The organism is Arthrobacter sp. 01T428 (assembly GCF_056398685.1).
In genome coordinates this window covers 34,659-52,191 of record NZ_JBFTPW010000019.1, presented here as the reverse complement: position 1 = coordinate 52,191, position 17,533 = coordinate 34,659, and the positions used below count along the sequence as shown (strand labels likewise).

17 protein-coding genes and 1 tRNA gene are annotated in these 17,533 nt (G+C 64.3%); 11 read left to right on the top strand and 7 right to left on the bottom strand.

Annotated features, from left to right (window positions below):
* Positions 1-4: 4 nt before the first annotated feature.
* Entirely contained in the window at positions 5-1,210 is a 1,206-nt protein-coding gene (locus tag AC1DJB_RS18215) for a cation:proton antiporter (protein WP_059389837.1), read from the top strand.
* Between the two features lie 133 nt (positions 1,211-1,343).
* Here the strand turns inward: AC1DJB_RS18215 and dcd are convergent, their stop codons facing one another.
* On the bottom strand, positions 1,344-1,919 hold the full coding sequence (dcd, locus tag AC1DJB_RS18210) for a dCTP deaminase (protein WP_059389836.1): 576 nt from the start codon (positions 1,917-1,919) through the stop codon (positions 1,344-1,346).
* Positions 1,920-2,067: 148 nt separating this feature from the next.
* On the opposite strand from dcd, the gene AC1DJB_RS18205 reads away from it, so the two are divergent.
* Positions 2,068-3,834, top strand: a complete 1,767-nt coding sequence (locus tag AC1DJB_RS18205) for a CAP domain-containing protein (RefSeq protein WP_441432974.1) — start codon at positions 2,068-2,070, stop codon at positions 3,832-3,834.
* 7 nt (positions 3,835-3,841) lie between these two features.
* On the opposite strand, the gene AC1DJB_RS18200 is transcribed toward AC1DJB_RS18205, so the two are convergent.
* On the bottom strand, positions 3,842-4,288 hold the full coding sequence (locus AC1DJB_RS18200; RefSeq protein WP_284991138.1) for an SRPBCC family protein: 447 nt from the start codon (positions 4,286-4,288) through the stop codon (positions 3,842-3,844).
* A gap of 237 nt (positions 4,289-4,525) precedes the next feature.
* On the opposite strand from AC1DJB_RS18200, the gene AC1DJB_RS18195 reads away from it, so the two are divergent.
* The 3 genes from AC1DJB_RS18195 (at position 4,526) to AC1DJB_RS18185 (ending at position 5,970) form a co-directional block, all read left to right on the top strand.
* Positions 4,526-4,599, top strand: a tRNA-Gly gene (locus AC1DJB_RS18195).
* Between the two features lie 85 nt (positions 4,600-4,684).
* A complete protein-coding gene (locus tag AC1DJB_RS18190) occupies positions 4,685-4,819 on the top strand; it encodes a hypothetical protein (RefSeq protein ID WP_264637052.1) in 135 nt (44 codons plus the stop codon).
* A 17-nt stretch (positions 4,820-4,836) separates the two neighbouring features.
* Positions 4,837-5,970 (top strand): N(5)-(carboxyethyl)ornithine synthase, encoded by a 1,134-nt coding sequence (locus AC1DJB_RS18185; protein WP_370872243.1) that lies wholly within the window; start codon positions 4,837-4,839, stop codon positions 5,968-5,970.
* Between the two features lie 78 nt (positions 5,971-6,048).
* Here the strand turns inward: AC1DJB_RS18185 and AC1DJB_RS18180 are convergent, their stop codons facing one another.
* Positions 6,049-7,446 carry an MFS transporter gene (locus tag AC1DJB_RS18180; RefSeq protein WP_059389832.1) on the bottom strand — a complete coding sequence of 466 codons (1,398 nt, stop codon included), beginning with the start codon at positions 7,444-7,446 and terminating at the stop codon, positions 6,049-6,051.
* Positions 7,447-7,596: 150 nt separating this feature from the next.
* On the opposite strand from AC1DJB_RS18180, the gene AC1DJB_RS18175 reads away from it, so the two are divergent.
* Positions 7,597-8,451, top strand: coding sequence for a LysR substrate-binding domain-containing protein (locus AC1DJB_RS18175; RefSeq protein WP_059389831.1), 855 nt, complete (start codon positions 7,597-7,599; stop codon positions 8,449-8,451).
* Between the two features lie 24 nt (positions 8,452-8,475).
* Here the strand turns inward: AC1DJB_RS18175 and AC1DJB_RS18170 are convergent, their stop codons facing one another.
* Entirely contained in the window at positions 8,476-9,075 is a 600-nt protein-coding gene (locus AC1DJB_RS18170; protein WP_441432975.1) for a TetR/AcrR family transcriptional regulator, read from the bottom strand.
* A 99-nt stretch (positions 9,076-9,174) separates the two neighbouring features.
* Here AC1DJB_RS18170 and AC1DJB_RS18165 point away from each other — a divergent pair, with 99 nt between their 5' ends.
* From AC1DJB_RS18165 to AC1DJB_RS18155, 3 genes are all read left to right on the top strand, one after another.
* Entirely contained in the window at positions 9,175-9,513 is a 339-nt protein-coding gene (locus AC1DJB_RS18165) for a putative antibiotic biosynthesis monooxygenase (RefSeq protein ID WP_284991136.1), read from the top strand.
* Between the two features lie 55 nt (positions 9,514-9,568).
* Positions 9,569-9,997 (top strand): aspartate 1-decarboxylase, encoded by a 429-nt coding sequence (panD, locus tag AC1DJB_RS18160; protein ID WP_172465683.1) that lies wholly within the window; start codon positions 9,569-9,571, stop codon positions 9,995-9,997.
* A 143-nt stretch (positions 9,998-10,140) separates the two neighbouring features.
* Positions 10,141-11,067, top strand: coding sequence for an AEC family transporter (locus tag AC1DJB_RS18155; RefSeq protein ID WP_059389827.1), 927 nt, complete (start codon positions 10,141-10,143; stop codon positions 11,065-11,067).
* 94 nt (positions 11,068-11,161) lie between these two features.
* On the opposite strand, the gene AC1DJB_RS18150 is transcribed toward AC1DJB_RS18155, so the two are convergent.
* From AC1DJB_RS18150 to AC1DJB_RS18140, 3 genes are all read right to left on the bottom strand, one after another.
* Positions 11,162-13,801, bottom strand: coding sequence for a trehalase-like domain-containing protein (locus tag AC1DJB_RS18150; protein WP_441437939.1), 2,640 nt, complete (start codon positions 13,799-13,801; stop codon positions 11,162-11,164).
* A gap of 179 nt (positions 13,802-13,980) precedes the next feature.
* The gene (locus tag AC1DJB_RS18145; RefSeq protein WP_476910618.1) at positions 13,981-14,970 is read right to left on the bottom strand and encodes an LLM class flavin-dependent oxidoreductase; all 990 of its coding nucleotides are present in this window, start codon (positions 14,968-14,970) and stop codon (positions 13,981-13,983) included.
* A gap of 83 nt (positions 14,971-15,053) precedes the next feature.
* Complete coding sequence (locus AC1DJB_RS18140; RefSeq protein WP_306963181.1) at positions 15,054-15,326, bottom strand: nuclear transport factor 2 family protein; 273 nt, start codon at positions 15,324-15,326, stop codon at positions 15,054-15,056.
* Between the two features lie 189 nt (positions 15,327-15,515).
* On the opposite strand from AC1DJB_RS18140, the gene AC1DJB_RS18135 reads away from it, so the two are divergent.
* Both AC1DJB_RS18135 and AC1DJB_RS18130 read left to right on the top strand, forming a co-directional pair.
* Positions 15,516-16,490 carry an ABC transporter substrate-binding protein gene (locus tag AC1DJB_RS18135; protein ID WP_059389824.1) on the top strand — a complete coding sequence of 325 codons (975 nt, stop codon included), beginning with the start codon at positions 15,516-15,518 and terminating at the stop codon, positions 16,488-16,490.
* A 70-nt stretch (positions 16,491-16,560) separates the two neighbouring features.
* Positions 16,561-17,511 carry a D-2-hydroxyacid dehydrogenase family protein gene (locus AC1DJB_RS18130; RefSeq protein WP_306963184.1) on the top strand — a complete coding sequence of 317 codons (951 nt, stop codon included), beginning with the start codon at positions 16,561-16,563 and terminating at the stop codon, positions 17,509-17,511.
* The last annotated feature ends 22 nt before the right edge of the window (positions 17,512-17,533 follow it).

The window sequence follows — 17,533 nt, the reverse complement described above, 5'->3', positions numbered from 1 at the left end:
GTTCATGGACCCCCTGGCCCTGACCCTCATTGAGCTGGGCGCAGTCGTTTTCTGTCTCGGCCTCTTGGCTCGCTTGGCCGGCAGGATCGGCATGTCCCCCATTCCGCTCTATCTGGTGGGGGGACTGGCGTTCGGGGCGGGTGGACTGATCAAACTGGATGGCATGCACGAGTTCGCCCATCTTTCCGGCGAAATCGGTGTCATCCTGCTCCTGTTGATGCTCGGCTTGGAATATACGGCGGCGGAACTCGTCACGGGGCTGAGGCGCTCGTGGCAAGCCGGTGTGCTGGACCTGGTGTTGAACTTTCTTCCGGGTGCCGGCATCGCCGTGTGGCTCGGTTGGGGGCTTGTCGGGGCGATCGTCATGGGCGGTGTCACCTATATTTCTTCCTCCGGCATCGCCGCGAAAGTGATCACGGACCTCGGCCGGATCGGTAACCGTGAGACGCCGGTGGTGCTGGCCATCTTGGTTTTCGAAGACCTCACCATGGCCATCTACCTTCCGATCCTGACTGCGATCCTCGCAGGCGTGGGCTTCCTGGGCGGGCTCCAGACGGTGGGTATTGCGCTGGCCGTGGTCACCTTGGTGCTGGTGGTGGCCCTCAAACACGGCCACCGGGTATCCCAGGCCGTGCACAGCGAAAACTCCGAAGTCTTCCTGCTCAATCTCCTCGGAGCCGCGCTCTTGGTGGCCGGCATCGCGTCCGCCCTCCAGGTCTCCGCGGCCGTGGGGGCGTTCATGCTGGGCATTGCCATTTCGGGGGCAACGGCCCACAACGCGACGCGGATCCTTGAACCGCTCCGGGATCTCTTCGCGGCCATCTTCTTCGTAGCCTTCGGCCTCAACACGGACCCGTCCAGCATCCCGCCGGTCCTGGGCTGGGCGCTGCTCCTGGCACTCGCGACAGCCGTGACCAAGGTACTGACCGGATTCTGGGCGGCAAAGCGGGCAGGGATCGCCGTTCCCGGCCGTTTCCGCGCAGGAGCCGCCCTGATTGCCCGCGGTGAATTCTCCATTGTCATCGCAGGCCTGGCCGTGGCCTCGGGAGTCGTGCCGCGCGAGCTTGCCGCCCTCGCTACCGCGTATGTGCTGCTCATGGCCATCATCGGACCGCTCGCAGCCCGCTTCGTGGAGCCCACGGTCAAGGCCTTCCGCAAGTCCTCACGCAAACCGAAGGCATCCGAGCCTATTGCGTCCTTCGAGGCGTGAGCATCGGCCGTTCCCCGACGCTCGCTCACTTTTGGGGCGTTTCCTTTGGACGCTCGCTCACATGATGAGCGAGCGTCGCGGCTATTGCCCACATATCTGAGCGAGCGTCTTGGAAAACCCAAGCAGGCAGGGGCTAGACCGTCGTCCGGTGGAAGTTCAAGTGGCTGCGGCTCGCGGTGGGGCCGCGCTGGCCTTGGTAACGGTTGCCGTATCCGCCGGAACCATAGGGATGCTCAGCCGCCGAGGAGAGCCGGAAGAAGCACAACTGGCCGATCTTCATGCCGGGCCACAGCTTGATGGGCAACGTGGCAACGTTGGACAGCTCCAAGGTCACATGGCCTGAGAACCCGGGGTCGATGAAGCCGGCCGTGGAGTGCGTCAGGAGGCCGAGGCGCCCCAGCGAAGACTTTCCTTCAAGGCGTGCGGCGACGTCGTCCGGCAGGCTCACGGTCTCGTACGTTGAACCGAGCACGAACTCGCCCGGGTGCAGGATGAAGGGTTCGTCGCCCTCCACCTCAACAAGGCGGGTCAGCTCAGGCTGCTCCTCGGAGGGGTCGATGTGCGCGTATTTGTGGTTGTCGAACAGCCGGAAGAAGCGGTCAATCCTCACATCCACCGAGGACGGCTGAACCATCGCGGGGTCGTAGGGCTCCAGGACGATACGTCGGGAGTCGATTTCGGCACGTATGTCGCGGTCAGAGATCAGCACAGGATCAAAAGTACCGTATCCACCCCGTACCCCGTGGTGCCGGAGTGGCGCATGGGACTATAGTGCACCACATAGACTGCCGTTACCGCTGTTGCATTTGGGAACGGTGGCACGATGCGAATCTGGGGAAACATTGAGACGAATTGCGGTGCCCGTTGCCGTAGTGGTGGCCTGCCTTCTCACGGTGATGGCCCCTGCCTCCGGACCGCTAACCGTCGCGGCCCTGCCCTCCGGAACTGCCGCCCCTTCCACCTCAAGCACCACCGCAAGCGCTGAAAGTACGACGACGGCGTCCGCACCGCCGTCGGGATCCGGCCTTCCATGGGCCGCACCTGCGCCGGGGTCACCAACTGCCACCCCCGCAGCACCAGCAGCGGCCGCCCCCGCTCAAGCGGCACCCGCTGCTGCGGGCACCGCGTCAACGGTACAAGCCGCGGCCTCGCCCGCGCAGGCAAGCCCCCCCGTCGCCCCAGGCAACGGCACGTCACCCCAGGCGGCGGCCGGCCCGCCCCCGGTGCCCTCCATCCCGCCGGCTTCGGGCCCGGACCCGCTCCCCGGCGCCGCAGGGGACGTCCCGCCGCCGGATCCGGCTCCAGCCCCGACCAAATCCTCCCCCGCGGCCGTCCCGCTCGTCTCAGCGCAAGCATTGGTCAATGACGACAATTCCGCCCAGGTTCTGGCCGTGTTCAACGCCATCAATGCCTACAGGACGTCGCTTGGCTTGAACCCGGTGAAGTACAACCCCACGGTGTCCACTCTTTCGCAGGACTGGTCCAACAACATCGCCAGCCGCCAAGTGATTGAACACCGCCCCAACTTCTGGACCGATCCCAGGGCCTTGAACCCCAACAACGGCGCAGGTGAAGTCATCGCTGTCCGCTGGGATCGGGATGCCGCCCAGCTTGTCGAATGGTGGAAAAGCTCGCCCGCCCACGACGCACTGCTGCGTGATCCACGTTTCAACGTGATTGGCGTCGGCATCACTTTCACGGACGGCAACTACCAAACCACCCCCAATAGCTTCACGATGTGGGGCGTGGTCAATCTCTTCGGCTACACGACGCTGCCCGCCGGCACAGTCAACAGCCCGGGCGCGGGCACAGCCCCTCCCCAACTTCCGCCACCGACGGTCTGCGACCCCATCGTGAAGCACGAGCCGCCCACGCTGGACCTCAGTACGGCAGCCATCCGCAGCGCAGGTGACCTCGTCGCCGTCGACCCTTCGGGAAACCTGAGGGACTACCCTGCACTTGGCAACGGCACGTTCGGTCCTGCCCGGACAGTCGGGACCGGTTTCGCCGGGGCGAAAGAAGTGATGACCACTGATTGGGACCGCGACGGCGTGATCGATGTCCTCGTCCAGATGCTGGATGGCAGGCTCCTCCTCTACCCCGGAGTGGTGAGCGGCGGGTTCAAGGCCCCAGTGGTGTTGGGCCTATCGGGTTGGCAGTCGATGACCATGGCCGTGGGCATCTGGTGCGGCAACAACCGGCTCCCGCAGATCCTCGCCATTGATTCCAGCGGCGCGCTTTACCTGTACCGGAACGTGGGGCTCACCGCCATGGTGGGGCGGACTCAAGTGGGCACGGGCGTCAGTGCCATCCGGCTCAGCATGGTGGACTACGACGCCGACGGCTTCCAGGACCTGCTGGCCGTGGAAGCAAACGGGAACCTGCGCCTCTACCGCGGCTCCGGGCTCACCACGCCGAAGTCGGAGGCAAGGCTGCTAGTGGGAACCGGATGGACGGACTACTCCGGATTGCGCTCGCTCAACGGTGTCACGGGCCTCAACACGACTGGAATCGCGGGCCTCCTGAGCAACGGAACGATCGAATATTGGGACCTGACCGGCGGACGCCTCACGACGCCGAGCACTCCGGTCACCGGCTTGGGCGGACTCAAGCTGGCGCAGTAACTGGGCCCTAAGCCTCGGAGGTTTGCTCCTCGATGACCGACTTGAGCTGCTCCAGCTGGACTACTTCCTCTTCCATGGTCTTCTGGATCATGCTGTTCATGAGTTTCTGCAAGCCTTTGGGGTGGTACTCCAGGGCGAACCGCAGGCGGGTATTGGGCCCCTCGGTGCTGAGGTAGTAGCCGCCGGTGGGCCGCGCAGGACCGGCAACGACGGCGAAGCGCACTTCGGCGCCCGGCCTGGCTTCAGTGATTTGGAAGTCAGCCGCGATCGGCCGCCCGCCCGGCCCCGCCAAAGTCTGCTGATAAACGGCGCCTTTTTCGCCGGCATGTCCGGAACGGAGGGAAATGCTGCGGATTCCACTGCGCCACAGGGGATTGTTGAGCCCGTCCACCAGGAATTGGTAAACGGTCATGGCGTCGCGACCAATGAGTACTTCATGCTCTGCAAATGCCACGGAATCCTCTTTCGGCGTACGGCTCTTGGACATAGCCGGGTTCCCCATGACACAGCAGCTAACTGCTACAGAATAGTCAGGCGTGGCGCAGCGCAACACACCCACGTCGAGCCTTAACCGAATCTTTACGAGCCCGGCAGGGAATTTGATGAGACCGTGATACCGGTGAGTCTGTGTCCGGATCAGCGCGCCATCTGCGCTAAGCTGGGATCTGCTCCGGCTGGTTTGCGGAGCAATGCGGGCGTAGCTCAATGGTAGAGCGCTAGCTTCCCAAGCTCGATACGCGGGTTCGATTCCCGTCGCCCGCTCCATTTCTGCCCTGATACAAGGTGCCCAAGCCCTTGGGTGTATCGTCAGGAGCTAGGAGCCATTTCGGCTCTGCTCTAGGGAGCGATCATGGCTGACAAATCACCTCGCCAAGCTGCATCGAAAAAATCCGGCAAATCCATCAAAGAAAAGCGCGCCGATAAGAGGGCTTCAGAGTCCTCCGCGACCACGGTGGCCAAGCCGGCAACCGGCAACAAAAAGTGAGCGGCCATATAGGCGCCATGACCCTCGGCATCCTGTCGACATCGCGGAAGCCGGACGAGCGCCGGCTGCCCGTCCATCCCCTGCATCTGGAGCGCATTGCTCCGGAACTCCGGCAACACATCCGGCTGGAGCGCGGCTACGGCGAGCGCTTCGGCTTTTCGGACAGCCAACTTGAGCCGCTGGTCGGTGGCATGGCAAGCCGTGAAGAACTGATCTCGAATTCGGATGTCATCCTCCTGCCCAAACCGCAGCCGGAAGACCTGGCCGACCTCCGCGACGGGCAAGTCCTCTGGGGTTGGCCGCACTGCGTCCAGGACAGGGCCATCACCCAACTCGCCATCGACAAGAAGCTGACCTTGATCGCCTTCGAGGCGATGAACCACTGGGCCAGCGACGGCGGCTTCGGGCTTCACGTGTTCCATAAGAACAACGAACTTGCAGGCTACTGCTCCGTCATCCATGCCCTTGCCCTGACGGGCTCGACGGGTGACTACGGGAGGCGGCTGAGCGCCGTCGTGATTGGTTTCGGAGCTACGGCGCGTGGCGCGGTCACCGCCCTGAACGCGCACGGCATCCACGATGTCCAGGTGCTGACCAACCGCGGAGTTGCGGCGGTCGGTTCGCCCATCCACTCGGTGCGCATAGTGCAGTTCGACCACGACCAGAACGCCCCTTTCCTGAGCGAGGTCATTACCGATCGCGGACGCAAGCCGCTGGCTCCGTTCCTTGCCGCCGCCGACATAGTGGTCAACTGCACGCTGCAGGATCCGAACTCGCCGCTGACGTACCTGCGGACCGAGGACCTGGATGCGTTCCAGCCGGGCAGCTTGATTGTTGACGTCTCCTGCGACGAAGGCATGGGCTTCAGTTGGGCGCGGACCACGACGTTCGCCGAGCCCATGTTCACGGTGGGCGACCACATCAACTACTACGCCGTGGACCACAGCCCGTCCTACCTGTGGAACTCGTCCAGCTGGGAAATCAGCGAGGCGCTCCTGCCGTTCCTCGAGACTGTCATTTCGGGCCCCGAGGCCTGGGACGCCAGCGAAACAATCTCGCGTGCCATCGAGATCCGCGACGGCATCATCCGGAACCCGGACGTGCTCCAGTTCCAAGAGCGCTCAGCCGACTACCCGCACCTCGCGGCGTAGTCGCCTCGTAACCTCATAATGCGGCTGAGCCGGGCGCCTTGTGGGTGCCCGGCTCAGCCGCATTTTGGCGACACTCCGCTACGCCGACTGCGGGACGATCCGCACCATCCGGCGTCGGTCCCGGACATTCACTTTGAGCCGCAACTCAGACTTCCGGGCCAGCACGACGGCGACCGTCGCCGCTGCGAGCGCCGGCACCCCGCCTGACACCAAGAGTGCAGCGTGCGGGTTCAGGTGCTCGGCAAGCCAGCCCATCATGGGTCCACCGATGGCTTGGCCACCAATGAGCACCATGATGTAAAGGCTCATGACGCGGCCGCGGATGCTCATGTTGGCGCTGACCTGGACCAGCTGGTTGGCGGCGGTCAGGAACATGAGGCACCAGAATCCGGAGAGGACCATGGCAGCGGAGAGCCACACCATCGATGGCGCCAACGCGGCCAGGCACAGCATCAAGCCATACATCCCGGCGCACAGCACCACCGAGCGCAGGCGCAACTGGCGGCGGCGGGCCGACGTGATTGCTCCGGCGAGCGCGCCAAGGGCCACCATGGCGTTGAGCAAACCGTAGCCGCCGGCACCGGCATGGTAGATGTGGTCCGCGAAGGCAGCGAGGAGCACGGGCAGGCTCATCGCGAAGACCGCTACAAAGCCGGCCATGAGCCACGGCCAGTAGATCGTGGGCTTGCTGAGTGCGTATCGCAGTCCCTCCTGCAGCATCCCCTTGCGTTTTGGCACGGGCGTGCTGACATAAAGTTCATTCTTGCGCAGCATCAAGAGCATGGTGACCGTGGAGCAGCAAGCAACCGCGTTCGCCGCGAAGGCCCAGCCCGCTCCGACCGCGGTCAGCAGCACGCCGGCCAGGGCGGGACCAATGAGGCCGCCCAACTGGAATGTGGTGGAGTTGACGCTAATCGCATTGCGCAGGTATTTCGGCCCCACGAGTTCGTTGACGAAGACCTGCCGTGCAGGCTGGTCGAGGACCGTCACGAGGCCCAGGACAAAAGCGATCACGTAAACGTGCCACACCTCGATGTGGTGGCTCAACGCCAACACGGCAAGGATGGCAGCCAGGGAGGCCGCGACGCTTTGGCACAGGATGAGGATGCGTCGCTTGGCGAAGCGGTCCGCCATCATGCCGCCCCAGGGGCCCAGGAAAAGCGACGGCGTGAACTGCAATGCCACCGTTATTCCGACGGCGGTGACGGATCCGGAGAGCTGTAGTACCAACCAGTCCTGGGCGATTCTCTGCATCCAGAGTGCGATGACGGCCACGAAGTGGCCTACGGCGAAGATCCGGAAGTTGGGTACTTTGAGGGAAATGAAGGTGTGCCGCCAAGGCAGCCGTTCGTTGACGACGGCGATCGGCTGGGTGACCGTGTCAGGGTCGGCAGCGTGCGGAATTCGGCTGCTTGCGGCGAGTGAATCGATGGCAGGTTGGCTGACGTTTGCCGCTGAGGGCGGTGGGGGTGCCAAAAGTAGTCCTTGGATAGGCGTTTCGCTGGGATGCCTTTAACGCTAGGGTTGGCCGCGGTGATTATGGAAGTGAATTGGCCGTATAACTAGCATTGCGAAGTGCAATACACCGGCGTGAGCGGCGGTGAAGGTAGCTATCCAAGGAGTCCCGTGTTCGAACCCGTGCAGCTGCGGTCCTTCCTGGCCGTGGCCGAGACTTTGAGTTTCACGAAGGCAGCCGAGCGCCTCGGCCTGGCCCAACCCACGGTCAGCCAGCATGTGCGAAAGCTGGAGATGGCGGCCAAACGGGCGCTCGTAGCCCGCGACACCCGGGATGTCCGGCTCACCGACAATGGCGACGCCATGGCAGGCTTTGCCCGCAACATCCTCTCAGCGCACGATTCCGCGGCGAGGTACTTTTCCGGTTCAGCCATGCGCGGCCGTTTGAGGTTCGGAACCGCCGACGACCTCGCGATCACGGGGCTGCCTCGGATCCTGCGCGAGTTCCGGCAGCTGTACCCCCAGATCAACCTTGAACTCACGGTCAGCCAGAGCGACCAGCTCTACAAACGGGTCAATGCGGGCCAGTTGGATCTCGTCTTCGTGAAGTGGGTGGGCGAGGCGAAGGACGGCACGGTGGTGCGGCACGACAAATTTGCCTGGGTCGGGGTCGAACAAACGGTGCTGGACCCGGCCAGCCCCGTGCCGCTGATCTGCTATCCGGCTCCGAGCGTCAGCCGGAAACTGGCCATCGACGCGCTGGAGGCCATGGGCCGGACGTGGCGGGTCACCTGCTCGACCAAGCAGATCGCCGGTGTCCTGGCAGCGGTGCGCGCGGGCATCGGCGTCGCCGTGATGCCGTCGTCGTTGGTTCCCGAGGACCTCACGGTGATCACCAAGCGCTTCGACCTCCCGCCCGTGGGCGACGTCGACTTCACCTTGATCCGCAACCCTTTGGCGAACGCCGAGGTGGTGGATGCGCTGACGCAGGCGATCATCGGCAGAACACTCAATAAGCAGGCGTAGCAAGCGCCACCAAACCGCGCGTGGCTAAACCGCGCTGCGCTCCGGGGCGAGCGCCTGCGCGGCGAGAAGGACGGTCCGGACGATCGCCTTCCGGCGCCGCTCCGCCCTCATTGGCCCCTTGCTGCCGGCCATGAGGCCATCCAGCTCGGGCAGTACCGGCCACGCGTCACACAACGCAATGATGGTGAGCATCAGATCGGCCGCGTCTTCCTTGGACGTCCCCGGCATGGCCCGGATGACACCGTCAACCTTGTTCCTGCAGTTCGCGGCCCGGTCCGGACGGTTCACCACATATTCGCCCCGCTCCAGACCCTCCCAAAACAGCAGCCTCGGAAGGGTGGCGTCCTGGTGGTGATGGTCGAACAGGCGTCCGGCGTAATCGGCCAAGGCTTCGGGACCGGCGCCCTCGATGCGGACTTCGTCCACCACTTTGCTGAGCTGGGACGCGATCACGGCGTCGAAGAGAAGATCCTTCTTACCGAAGTACTGATAGATGCGTTCCTTGTTGACTCCGGCCGCAGCAGCGATGCGGTCCACCCTGGCGCCGGCGAGTCCGAATTGGCAAAACTCGGCAGTCGCCGCCTCAAGGAGGAGTCGCTTGGTCCGCTCGGTATCCCATGCCATGTGTCCACCTTAACAGATTCCAACCAAGTAGTTGCAGTTTTCGAGGGTGGGGTCTAGTCTGAACTCACGCCGAAAGCAACCAATTAGTTGGAGAATGTCATGAACACCCAAATCCCCGTTGCCGCATCCGCGGACAGCGCCGCGGTTGCGGCGTTTGCCGAGCCGGCCGCACACGCGCACTCTGCGCATCTGCCTTCCATGCACACACCGTCGGTGCATATGCGTGCCGTGATCACCTGGCTGGCCATTTTCCCCCTCGTGGCGATCGGCATGACGATCCTCGCTCCGCTCACGGAGTCATGGCACCCCGCGCTGCGCGCCCTCGTCCTGACCCTTGTTGTGGTGCCTACCGCCGTCTACCTCGTTGTCCCCAAACTGATCGCTGGCTACGGCTCGCTGAAGAGGCGGCAGGCACGGAAGGCCGCCGCCAAGGCCTAGCGTGTGTCAGGCATCACCCGGCGATCGGGCGGCCACACGCTAAACTTGTCACGTTATGAACCGCACAATGTTTAAGTCCAAGATCCACCGTGCCACGGTGACCCATGCCGATCTGCACTATGTAGGTTCAGTGACGGTCGACCTGGATCTGCTGGATGCTGCGGATATTCTCCCCGGCGAGCTCGTCTCCATTGTTGACGTGACGAATGGCGCGCGCCTGGAGACTTACACCATTGCCGGTGAACGCGGCTCCGGCGTCATCGGCATCAACGGGGCCGCGGCGCACTTGGTGCACGTGGGCGACGTCGTCATCCTCATCACCTACGCGGAGATGACCACCGAAGAAGCCAAGGCCTACCAGCCCAAGGTTGTCCATGTGGACAGGGCCAACAAGATCGTCCAACTCGGCAGCGATCCCGCCGAAGGCATCACTCCGGGCATCATGCGCCCGCCGCACGCCCTCAACAACGCCCAGCTGAACTAGGCTTCCCGTAGTCGCGGGGCACCTCCTTACGTGGTCCACATGGCGGAACATGCCGCCGTCGTGCCTTACGGGCGAATAAAGCTGATTTAGGCTGGGACTGTGAACCCACGCCGCCCCGCGCCCGTCCCCCGCCGGATGTCGTAGTGCTGGGCGTCCTTTCCGGGTTCTTCGTGGTGTGGGCCATCATCCTGGTGGGCATGTTCGTCGGCAAGCGCGGGATCCTGGGGGACAATGCGCGTTCGGTCCTCAGCGGCCTGACTTTCTTCGTCGCGAGCCCTGCGCTTCTCTTTGAAACCCTGGGCAAGGCCCGTCTTCACGATGTCTTCGCCGCTCCACTCCTGGTCACGGCGGTGGGCGCCGTCGCCACAGGCAGCCTTTTCTTCATCGTCGTGAAGTTCTGGCTCAAACGTTCCCTGCCCGAATCGCTTATGTCCTCCATGAGCGCTTCGCTAGCCAACTCGGCGAACCTCGGCATCCCTATCGCGGTGTTCGTCCTCGGCGACGCCAGCTATGTGGCGCCCCTGCTGATCTTCCAGCTCGCGTTCTTCACGCCCATGTACCTGATGGCGCTCGATGCCAGCACCAGCAGCCACCGCACCACTCCCCTGCGCTTCGTCCTGATGATCGTCCGGAACCCGATGATCGTAGGATCCGCCCTCGGTTTGGTGGTCGCCGGGACGGGCTGGCAGGTGCCTTCGCTCATCATGGAGCCGATCCATTTGATCGGCGGTGCCGCAATTCCCGCGATGCTGATGGCTTTCGGGATGAGCTTGAATGGTTCGCGGCCCCTGCAGAAGGACACGGGCCGCCGGACGGATGCCCTCCTGGCCAGCGGTTTCAAGCTCTTTGTCCACCCCACGATGGCGTACCTGTTCGCCCGCTTCGCGCTGGGCCTGGAAGCGCATGCGTTGTTCGCCGTGGTGGTCACGGCGGCCCTGCCCACCGCGCAGAACGTGTTCGTGGCGGCGAGCCGCTACAACACGGGAATCACCGTGGCCAAGGATACGGTCCTGATCACCACGGTGGTGGCCGTCCCGGCAATGATCGCCGTGGCCCTCCTGCTTACCTAAGCCCAACTGACTCGCATTTGTTGTCGTTTTGGGCGCCGAAAACGACATTAAGTGCGAGTCAGTTGGGTGGGGCGGCTGGCTGGTGTCCTTGCGCCTACTCTTCGTCCACCGAATCCAGATACCTGTCCAGGAGCTGCGCGCAGCGGATGAAGCCCAAATGCGAATACGCCTGCGGGTGGTTTCCCAAGTGGGTTTCCGTGCCGGGATCGAACTCCTCGGGAAGCAGCCCGGTAGGACCGAAGAGCGCCACCAGCTGGTTGAACAACTCCAGCGCATCGTCCAGCCGGCCCACCGCCAGATACGCCTCAATCAGCCAGGTGGTGCAGATGTGGAACCCGCCCTCCAAACCCGGCAGGCCGTCGTCGTACCTGTACCGGAACACGGTGGGACCCACCCGCAGTTCCCGCTCGACGGCGGTGACGGTGTCCAGGAAGCGCTGGTCGCGGACGTCCAGCAGGCCTGAAAGTCCGATGTGCAGGACAGCCGCGTCCAGGTCGGGGCTGTCGTAGGCCACGGTGTAGGAGCTCGCGGAATCATCCCAACCCTCCCGGAGGACCTCCGAGCGGATGGTGTTGGCCGTTTCCTCCCATTCGGCCCCGATGGGACGGCGGAACCGGACCGCCGTGTGCATCGCCCGGTCCAGCGTCACCCAGCACATCACCTTGGTGTAGATATGGTGCCGAGGCGCGCGCCGGGCTTCCCAGATGCCATGGTCCGGTTCGTGCCAGCGGGCCAGCACGGCCGACGCCATCTGCTCCATGAGTTTCCAGTGCTCGTCCGGCAGCGTGCCGCGGCGTCTGCTGAGGGTCTGGATGAGTTCGGCGATCGGGCCGAAGACGTCCAGCTGCACTTGGTGGTCGGCTGCGTTCCCGATCCGCACGGGCCGTGAGCCGGCGTAACCGGGCAGGCTCTCGATAATTGCCTCGGTGGACAGCGGGGAGCCGGTCACGGAGTACAGGGGGTGCAGCCATTCCGGCCCGGGCGCGTTCTCGAGGATGCGGCCGAGCCAGCGGAGGAACCCGTCTGCCTCCTCGGTGGAACCCAGGTCCACGAGCGCATTGACCGTCATGGAGCCGTCGCGGAGCCAGCAGTAGCGGTAGTCCCAGTTGCGGGTGCCGCCGATCCCTTCCGGCAGCGACGTGGTTGGAGCCGCGAGGACGGCCCCGGTCGGCTCGTGCACCAGCGCCTTGAGGACCAGTGCCGAGCGCCGCACCAACGAAGGTTTCATGTCGGGCAGTTCCAGCCCACGGACCCACTGCCGGGATTGGTGCGCGACGGCGGCCCGCCGGGCAAGCTCTCCGGCGGGGTCCGGCGTCGTCGGCTCAGTGTCTCCGCACCTCAGGTTCATGACGATAGGACCGTACGCGAGGCTGACTTCAGCGGTGGCGGTTCCGTGCTTGCCGTCGCTCGTGACCGTGAAGGACACTCCGGGGGCGAACAGGATAATGGGATCCGAGGTGCCCACGACGTGCAGTTCTTCGCCGCGGATCTCCATGTTGAACGGAGCGTTGGCGTAGTCCGGCCGCGGGGCGAAAACAATCCGCGCGCTGCCGGTTCCGGAGAGGACACGGACCAGGCTGGTGATGCCGTCCGGTGCCGGCTCAAGGTAGTCGGTGACCGTGACGTCCGCCCAGCGCGTCTCCACGATCATGGTGTTGTCCACGTAGCGCTGGCCCAGCACCTTCGACGCCTTGACCGGTTCCACACTGAAGTGGCCGGCCGGGTCTCCACCCAGGATGTGCGCGAACAAGGACCCTGAATCCGGGAGGGGATGGCTCATCCAGCAGATCTTGGCCTCCGGGGTGAGCAGCGCCGTCGAGGTCCCGTTGCCGATCATCGAATGCCGCTCCAGCCCCACTGCGTCCTCGCCGAACAGCCACGCTCGGCGCAGTTCGAACAGGATGGCGAGCACTTTGGCGAAGGATTCCGGGTCCGGCAAACGATGGCGCGCCTTGGTTTCTCCGTCTCCGACGTGCAGGCCAAGGTCCGGGCCCCGCAAGGTGGCGATCGCGAGCTCATCGCTGTCCGCGTCGCCGGCAAACAGGGCCGCGCTGGCCCCCAACTGTGTGCGCAGATGCTCCAGCGCGGCGTCTTTGGAGGGTTCCACGATGGACAGGTCCAGAACGGATCCGTCCACAATGAAAAACAGTCCCACTTCACGGGCGATCTGGTGCGCCTCCCGGGTCACCCTGGCGACCACGGCAGGCGTGGCCGGCCGGGTGTGGATGGCTACCGCCACGGGCTTGCGCTCGATGCTGATGCCCTTTTCGAAGCCAATGGATTCGTTGAGGGCCGTGGCTGCCTGTTGAAGGACGGCTTCCGTGGCCATCGAGATGCTGTACGCGTAGGTCATGTCGAACTCGGCGCCGTGCGAGCCCACCAAGTGGACTTCCGCCGGCAGCCGCGACACTGCGGCAAGGTCCCGCAGCGACCTGCCGGAGATGACGGCAGTGTGCGTGTTCGGCAGCGCTGCCAGTGCCCGGAGAGCGACGGCGGCACTCCCCAACGGGAGTGTCTCAGTGGATACGCCTTCCGCGGCGCAGAGTGTTCCACCGTAGTTGCAGGCCACCAGGAGTCCCGGAGTGCGGGCCAGCATCCTCAGTTCCGCGAGCAGCTCCGGAGTGATTCCATCGTGCGCGGCCTCGGATTGGACTGCCGTCCGCAGGAGACCCAGCGGAAGCGATTTTGTCAGCAGTGCCGAATCGGCCACGGACAAATTGAGCGGAGTAGCCATGGGGACGATCCTTCCGGGGTGGATTCGTCCAGTTTCCGCCCGGCGGGTTTCGCCTCCATGACCCGCGTATTGCCGGGGTGTAACGAGTTTGATCGGCACAACAGCCATCCTCCGCGTGCTCGCTCGTTCCTCGCTTAGACGCACGCTTCCGGATAACTGCCGCGCCGATCGCTCAGTCCTTACACCCGCGTCAGCCCCACGGCCTCCGCCACCAGCTCCACCGAACGCAGGCGCTGCTCCGTGCCCGTGCTTTGGTGGGCGACGATCAGTTCGTCGGCGTCGGCGTGGCGGGCAAACTCGTCAAGGTAATCCCGCACGACTTCCGGCGTACCCACTGCCGAGTACTTCACCATTTGCGCGATGTGCTGGCCTTGGGGCGAATCGAGGATGAGGTCCGCTTCGGCGTCGGTGAACTCGCGTCCACCGCCCAGGAAACGGGAGACGCGGTCCCGCTTGACCTCAAGGAAGAGCCGTTGGGCTTCAGCCGCCGAATCCGCGGCCACGACGTTGACGCCCGCGATCACGTATGGCTCCTGCAGCTGCTCGGACGGCTTGAACTCGCGGCGGTAGACGACGACGGCGTCCTGCAGCGCATTGGGTGCGAAGTGCGAGGCGAAGGCGTAGGGCAGGCCGAGCTGCGCCGCCAAATGCGCGCCGAACAGCGAGGACCCGAGGATGTAGAGCGGCACGTTGGTGCCCTTGCCCGGTGTCGCTTCGACCCCTTGGATCCGGGTGGGTCCCGTGAGGTAGCCCTGCAGCTCCAGCACATCCTGAGGGAAGGTGTCCGCGGCCATGGGATCGCGGCGGAGTGCACGCATGGTGTTCTGGTCGCTGCCGGGTGCCCGTCCGAGGCCGAGGTCGATGCGGCCCGGGTGCAGCGTCTCAAGGGTGCCGAACTGCTCTGCGATGGCGAGCGGCGAGTGGTTGGGCAGCATGACGCCGCCTGCACCGAGCCGGATAGTGCTGGTGTTGGCCGCGATATGGGCAATCAGCACGCTCGTAGCCGAGGAAGCGATCGAGCCCATGTTGTGGTGCTCCGCGTACCAAATCCGTCGGTAGCCGAGCCGTTCGGCCAGTTGCGCCATGGCGACGCTCCCGGCGAAACTCTCCGCCGCCGTCTGGCCTTTGCCAATGATTGCCAGGTCGAGGATGGAGAGGGGAACTGTCACGTTGGTGCCGGCCTTTCGAAGGTGGTTTCGTTCAAGGGGCCGGTTTCCCAACCACTCTTGCGACAACGACGGCGGTGCCCGGGTTATTTCTCCAGCTTGCGTGGCTTCCGTCTCAGCTCGCGAAGATACTGCACATCGTTGAACTCGACCTGGACGCGCTCGTCGCCGAGCGAAGAGAACCATTCGGCCGCCATCGACCGCCAAGACTCGATTCCCGTGTATTGCCATTGCCCCCAGGAATCGTAGATGTGGACGTTGTCGTTGTAGAGCGCCGCGAATGCGTCAACGTCCTTCGCGTGGACAGCGGCTGCGTAAGCTTCCAGCGCCTGATTGACCAGGGTTTGCTCGTTGCTCACGAAAAATCTCCTCATGTGTCGGCAGTTGTGTGGGAAGCCTACACCGCGGTTGTTTTGTGACCCTTCGGGACCTCGAATGAACCCCAGTTAACCCTTGTATCCCCGCGTTTCAGAGCGCTTTGACCGGCTCTTGTCGCTGCCGGATAGTTGCAGCAACGCACACCATCCATCACTTTCGAAGGGGATTCCATGGCTATTTCACGACTCAAAACAGGCGCCGTACTGGCACTCGCCGTGACCACGACTCTCGGCCTCGCCGCTTGCTCTGACCCGGGCGCCTCAGCGGCGTCAGCGCCGTCGTCGTCCGCTTCCGCGGGCAAGACTTTCAACCTGTCGCCGGAGCAGAACCGCTTCCCTATCACCAAGGACGACGCCGCTGCGGCGCTCGTCCCGGAGGCCATCAAGGCTGACGGCAAACTCACCGTGGTGACCACAGGCGGCACCGCTCCGTTGAGCCTCTTCGCGACGGACAACAAGACCCTCATCGGCAACGAAGTCGACCTCGCCTACGCAGTCGGAGAAACCTTGGGCCTAAAGGTTGAGGTCCTTCCCGTGGCTTGGGCCGATTGGCCCTTGGGTATTGAATCGGGCAAGTACGAGGCCGTCCTCTCCAACGTCACGGTCACGGAGGCGCGTAAGGAGAAGTTCGACTTCGCCACCTATCGCACGGACCTCCTGGGCTTTTACGCCAAGAGCGACTCCCCGATCGGTGAGATCAAGGAAGCCAAGGACGTGGCGGGCAAGCGGATCATTGTGGGCTCGGGCACCAACCAGGAAGCAATCCTGTTGCGCTGGGACGCCGAGAACAAGAAGAACGGCTTGAAGCCGGTTGAATTCCAGTACTACGACGACGACTCGGCTTCCTCGCTCGCCGTGCAATCCGGCCGCGCGGACCTGACGTTCGGCCCGAACGCTGGAGCGGCGTACAAGGCCGCAAAGGACGGCAAGACCAAGCAGGTGGGAACAGTCAACGGCGGCTGGCCTCTTAAGGCGGACATTGCCTTCACCACCAAGAAGGGCAACGGTCTTGCCGTTGCAGCCCAGGCAGCCCTCAACAAACTGATCCAAAACGGCACGTATGGAAAGATCTTGGACCGCTGGGGGTTGTCTTCAGAGGGTATCGCGAAGTCGGAACTGAACCCGCCGGGCCTTCCGAAGAGCTAGCGCCGGCTCCGGGGTGTAACTTTCCACGTATCCGGAACCGCTGCGGACCGGACAAGCGAAAGGGAGTTCCATGGGCCAGCGCCTTGCCATCCTCGACGACTACCAAGCTGTGGCCTTCGACTACGCGCCGTGGGCCGAGCTCGCCGACGACGGCGTCGATGTCACGGTTTTCACGGAGCCATTGGCGGACGTCGCGGACTCGCTCCGCGACTTCGACATCATCATGGCAATGCGTGAACGGACCACTTTCGACGCCGGGCTCTTCCGGCAACTGCCGAAGCTGAAGCTCCTGGTCACCACCGGGATGGCCAACGCGGCCATCGATCTACTCGCGGCCGAGGAGCAGGGCGTCACGGTCTGCGGGACGGGCGGCTCGCCGGCCGCGGCGCCCGAGCTCACGTGGGCCCTGCTCCTGGCTTTCGCACGGAAAGTGCCGTTCGAGGACCGCCGGCTGCGCGCCGGAAATTGGCAGAGCACCGTGGGTTTCGAACTGTCCCGGAAGACCTTAGGAGTACTTGGACTCGGTAAGATCGGGAGCAAAATCGCCGGCTACGGCAAGGCGTTTGGCATGGAGGTCATTGCTTGGAGTCCCAATCTCACGGAGGAAACCGCGGCTGCGGCGGGTGCGCGCAAGGTGGGCAAGGAAGCACTCTTCCGGGAGTCCGACGTCGTTAGCGTCCACGTGCGGCTGTCGGAGCGGTCCCGGGGGCTCGTCGGGGAGGACGAACTGCGGCTCCTCGGGCCCAACGGTGTCCTGGTCAACACTTCGCGTGGACCGATAGTGGATGAGTCCGCCCTCCTCCGCGGACTGAACGAGGGGTGGCTCGGCGGAGCGGCCCTGGACGTGTACGACGTCGAGCCCCTGCCGGCGGACCACCCCCTGCTCACGGCCCCGCGAACAGTCCTGACGCCGCACCTGGGTTACGTCACGTCGCAAAGCTACGCCCGCTTCTACGGGGAGGCCTTCGAGGACGTCCGGGCGTGGTTGCGGGGCGATCCGTTGCGGGTGCTTACGGGTTAGTGCATCAGTTGGGCTTAGATTG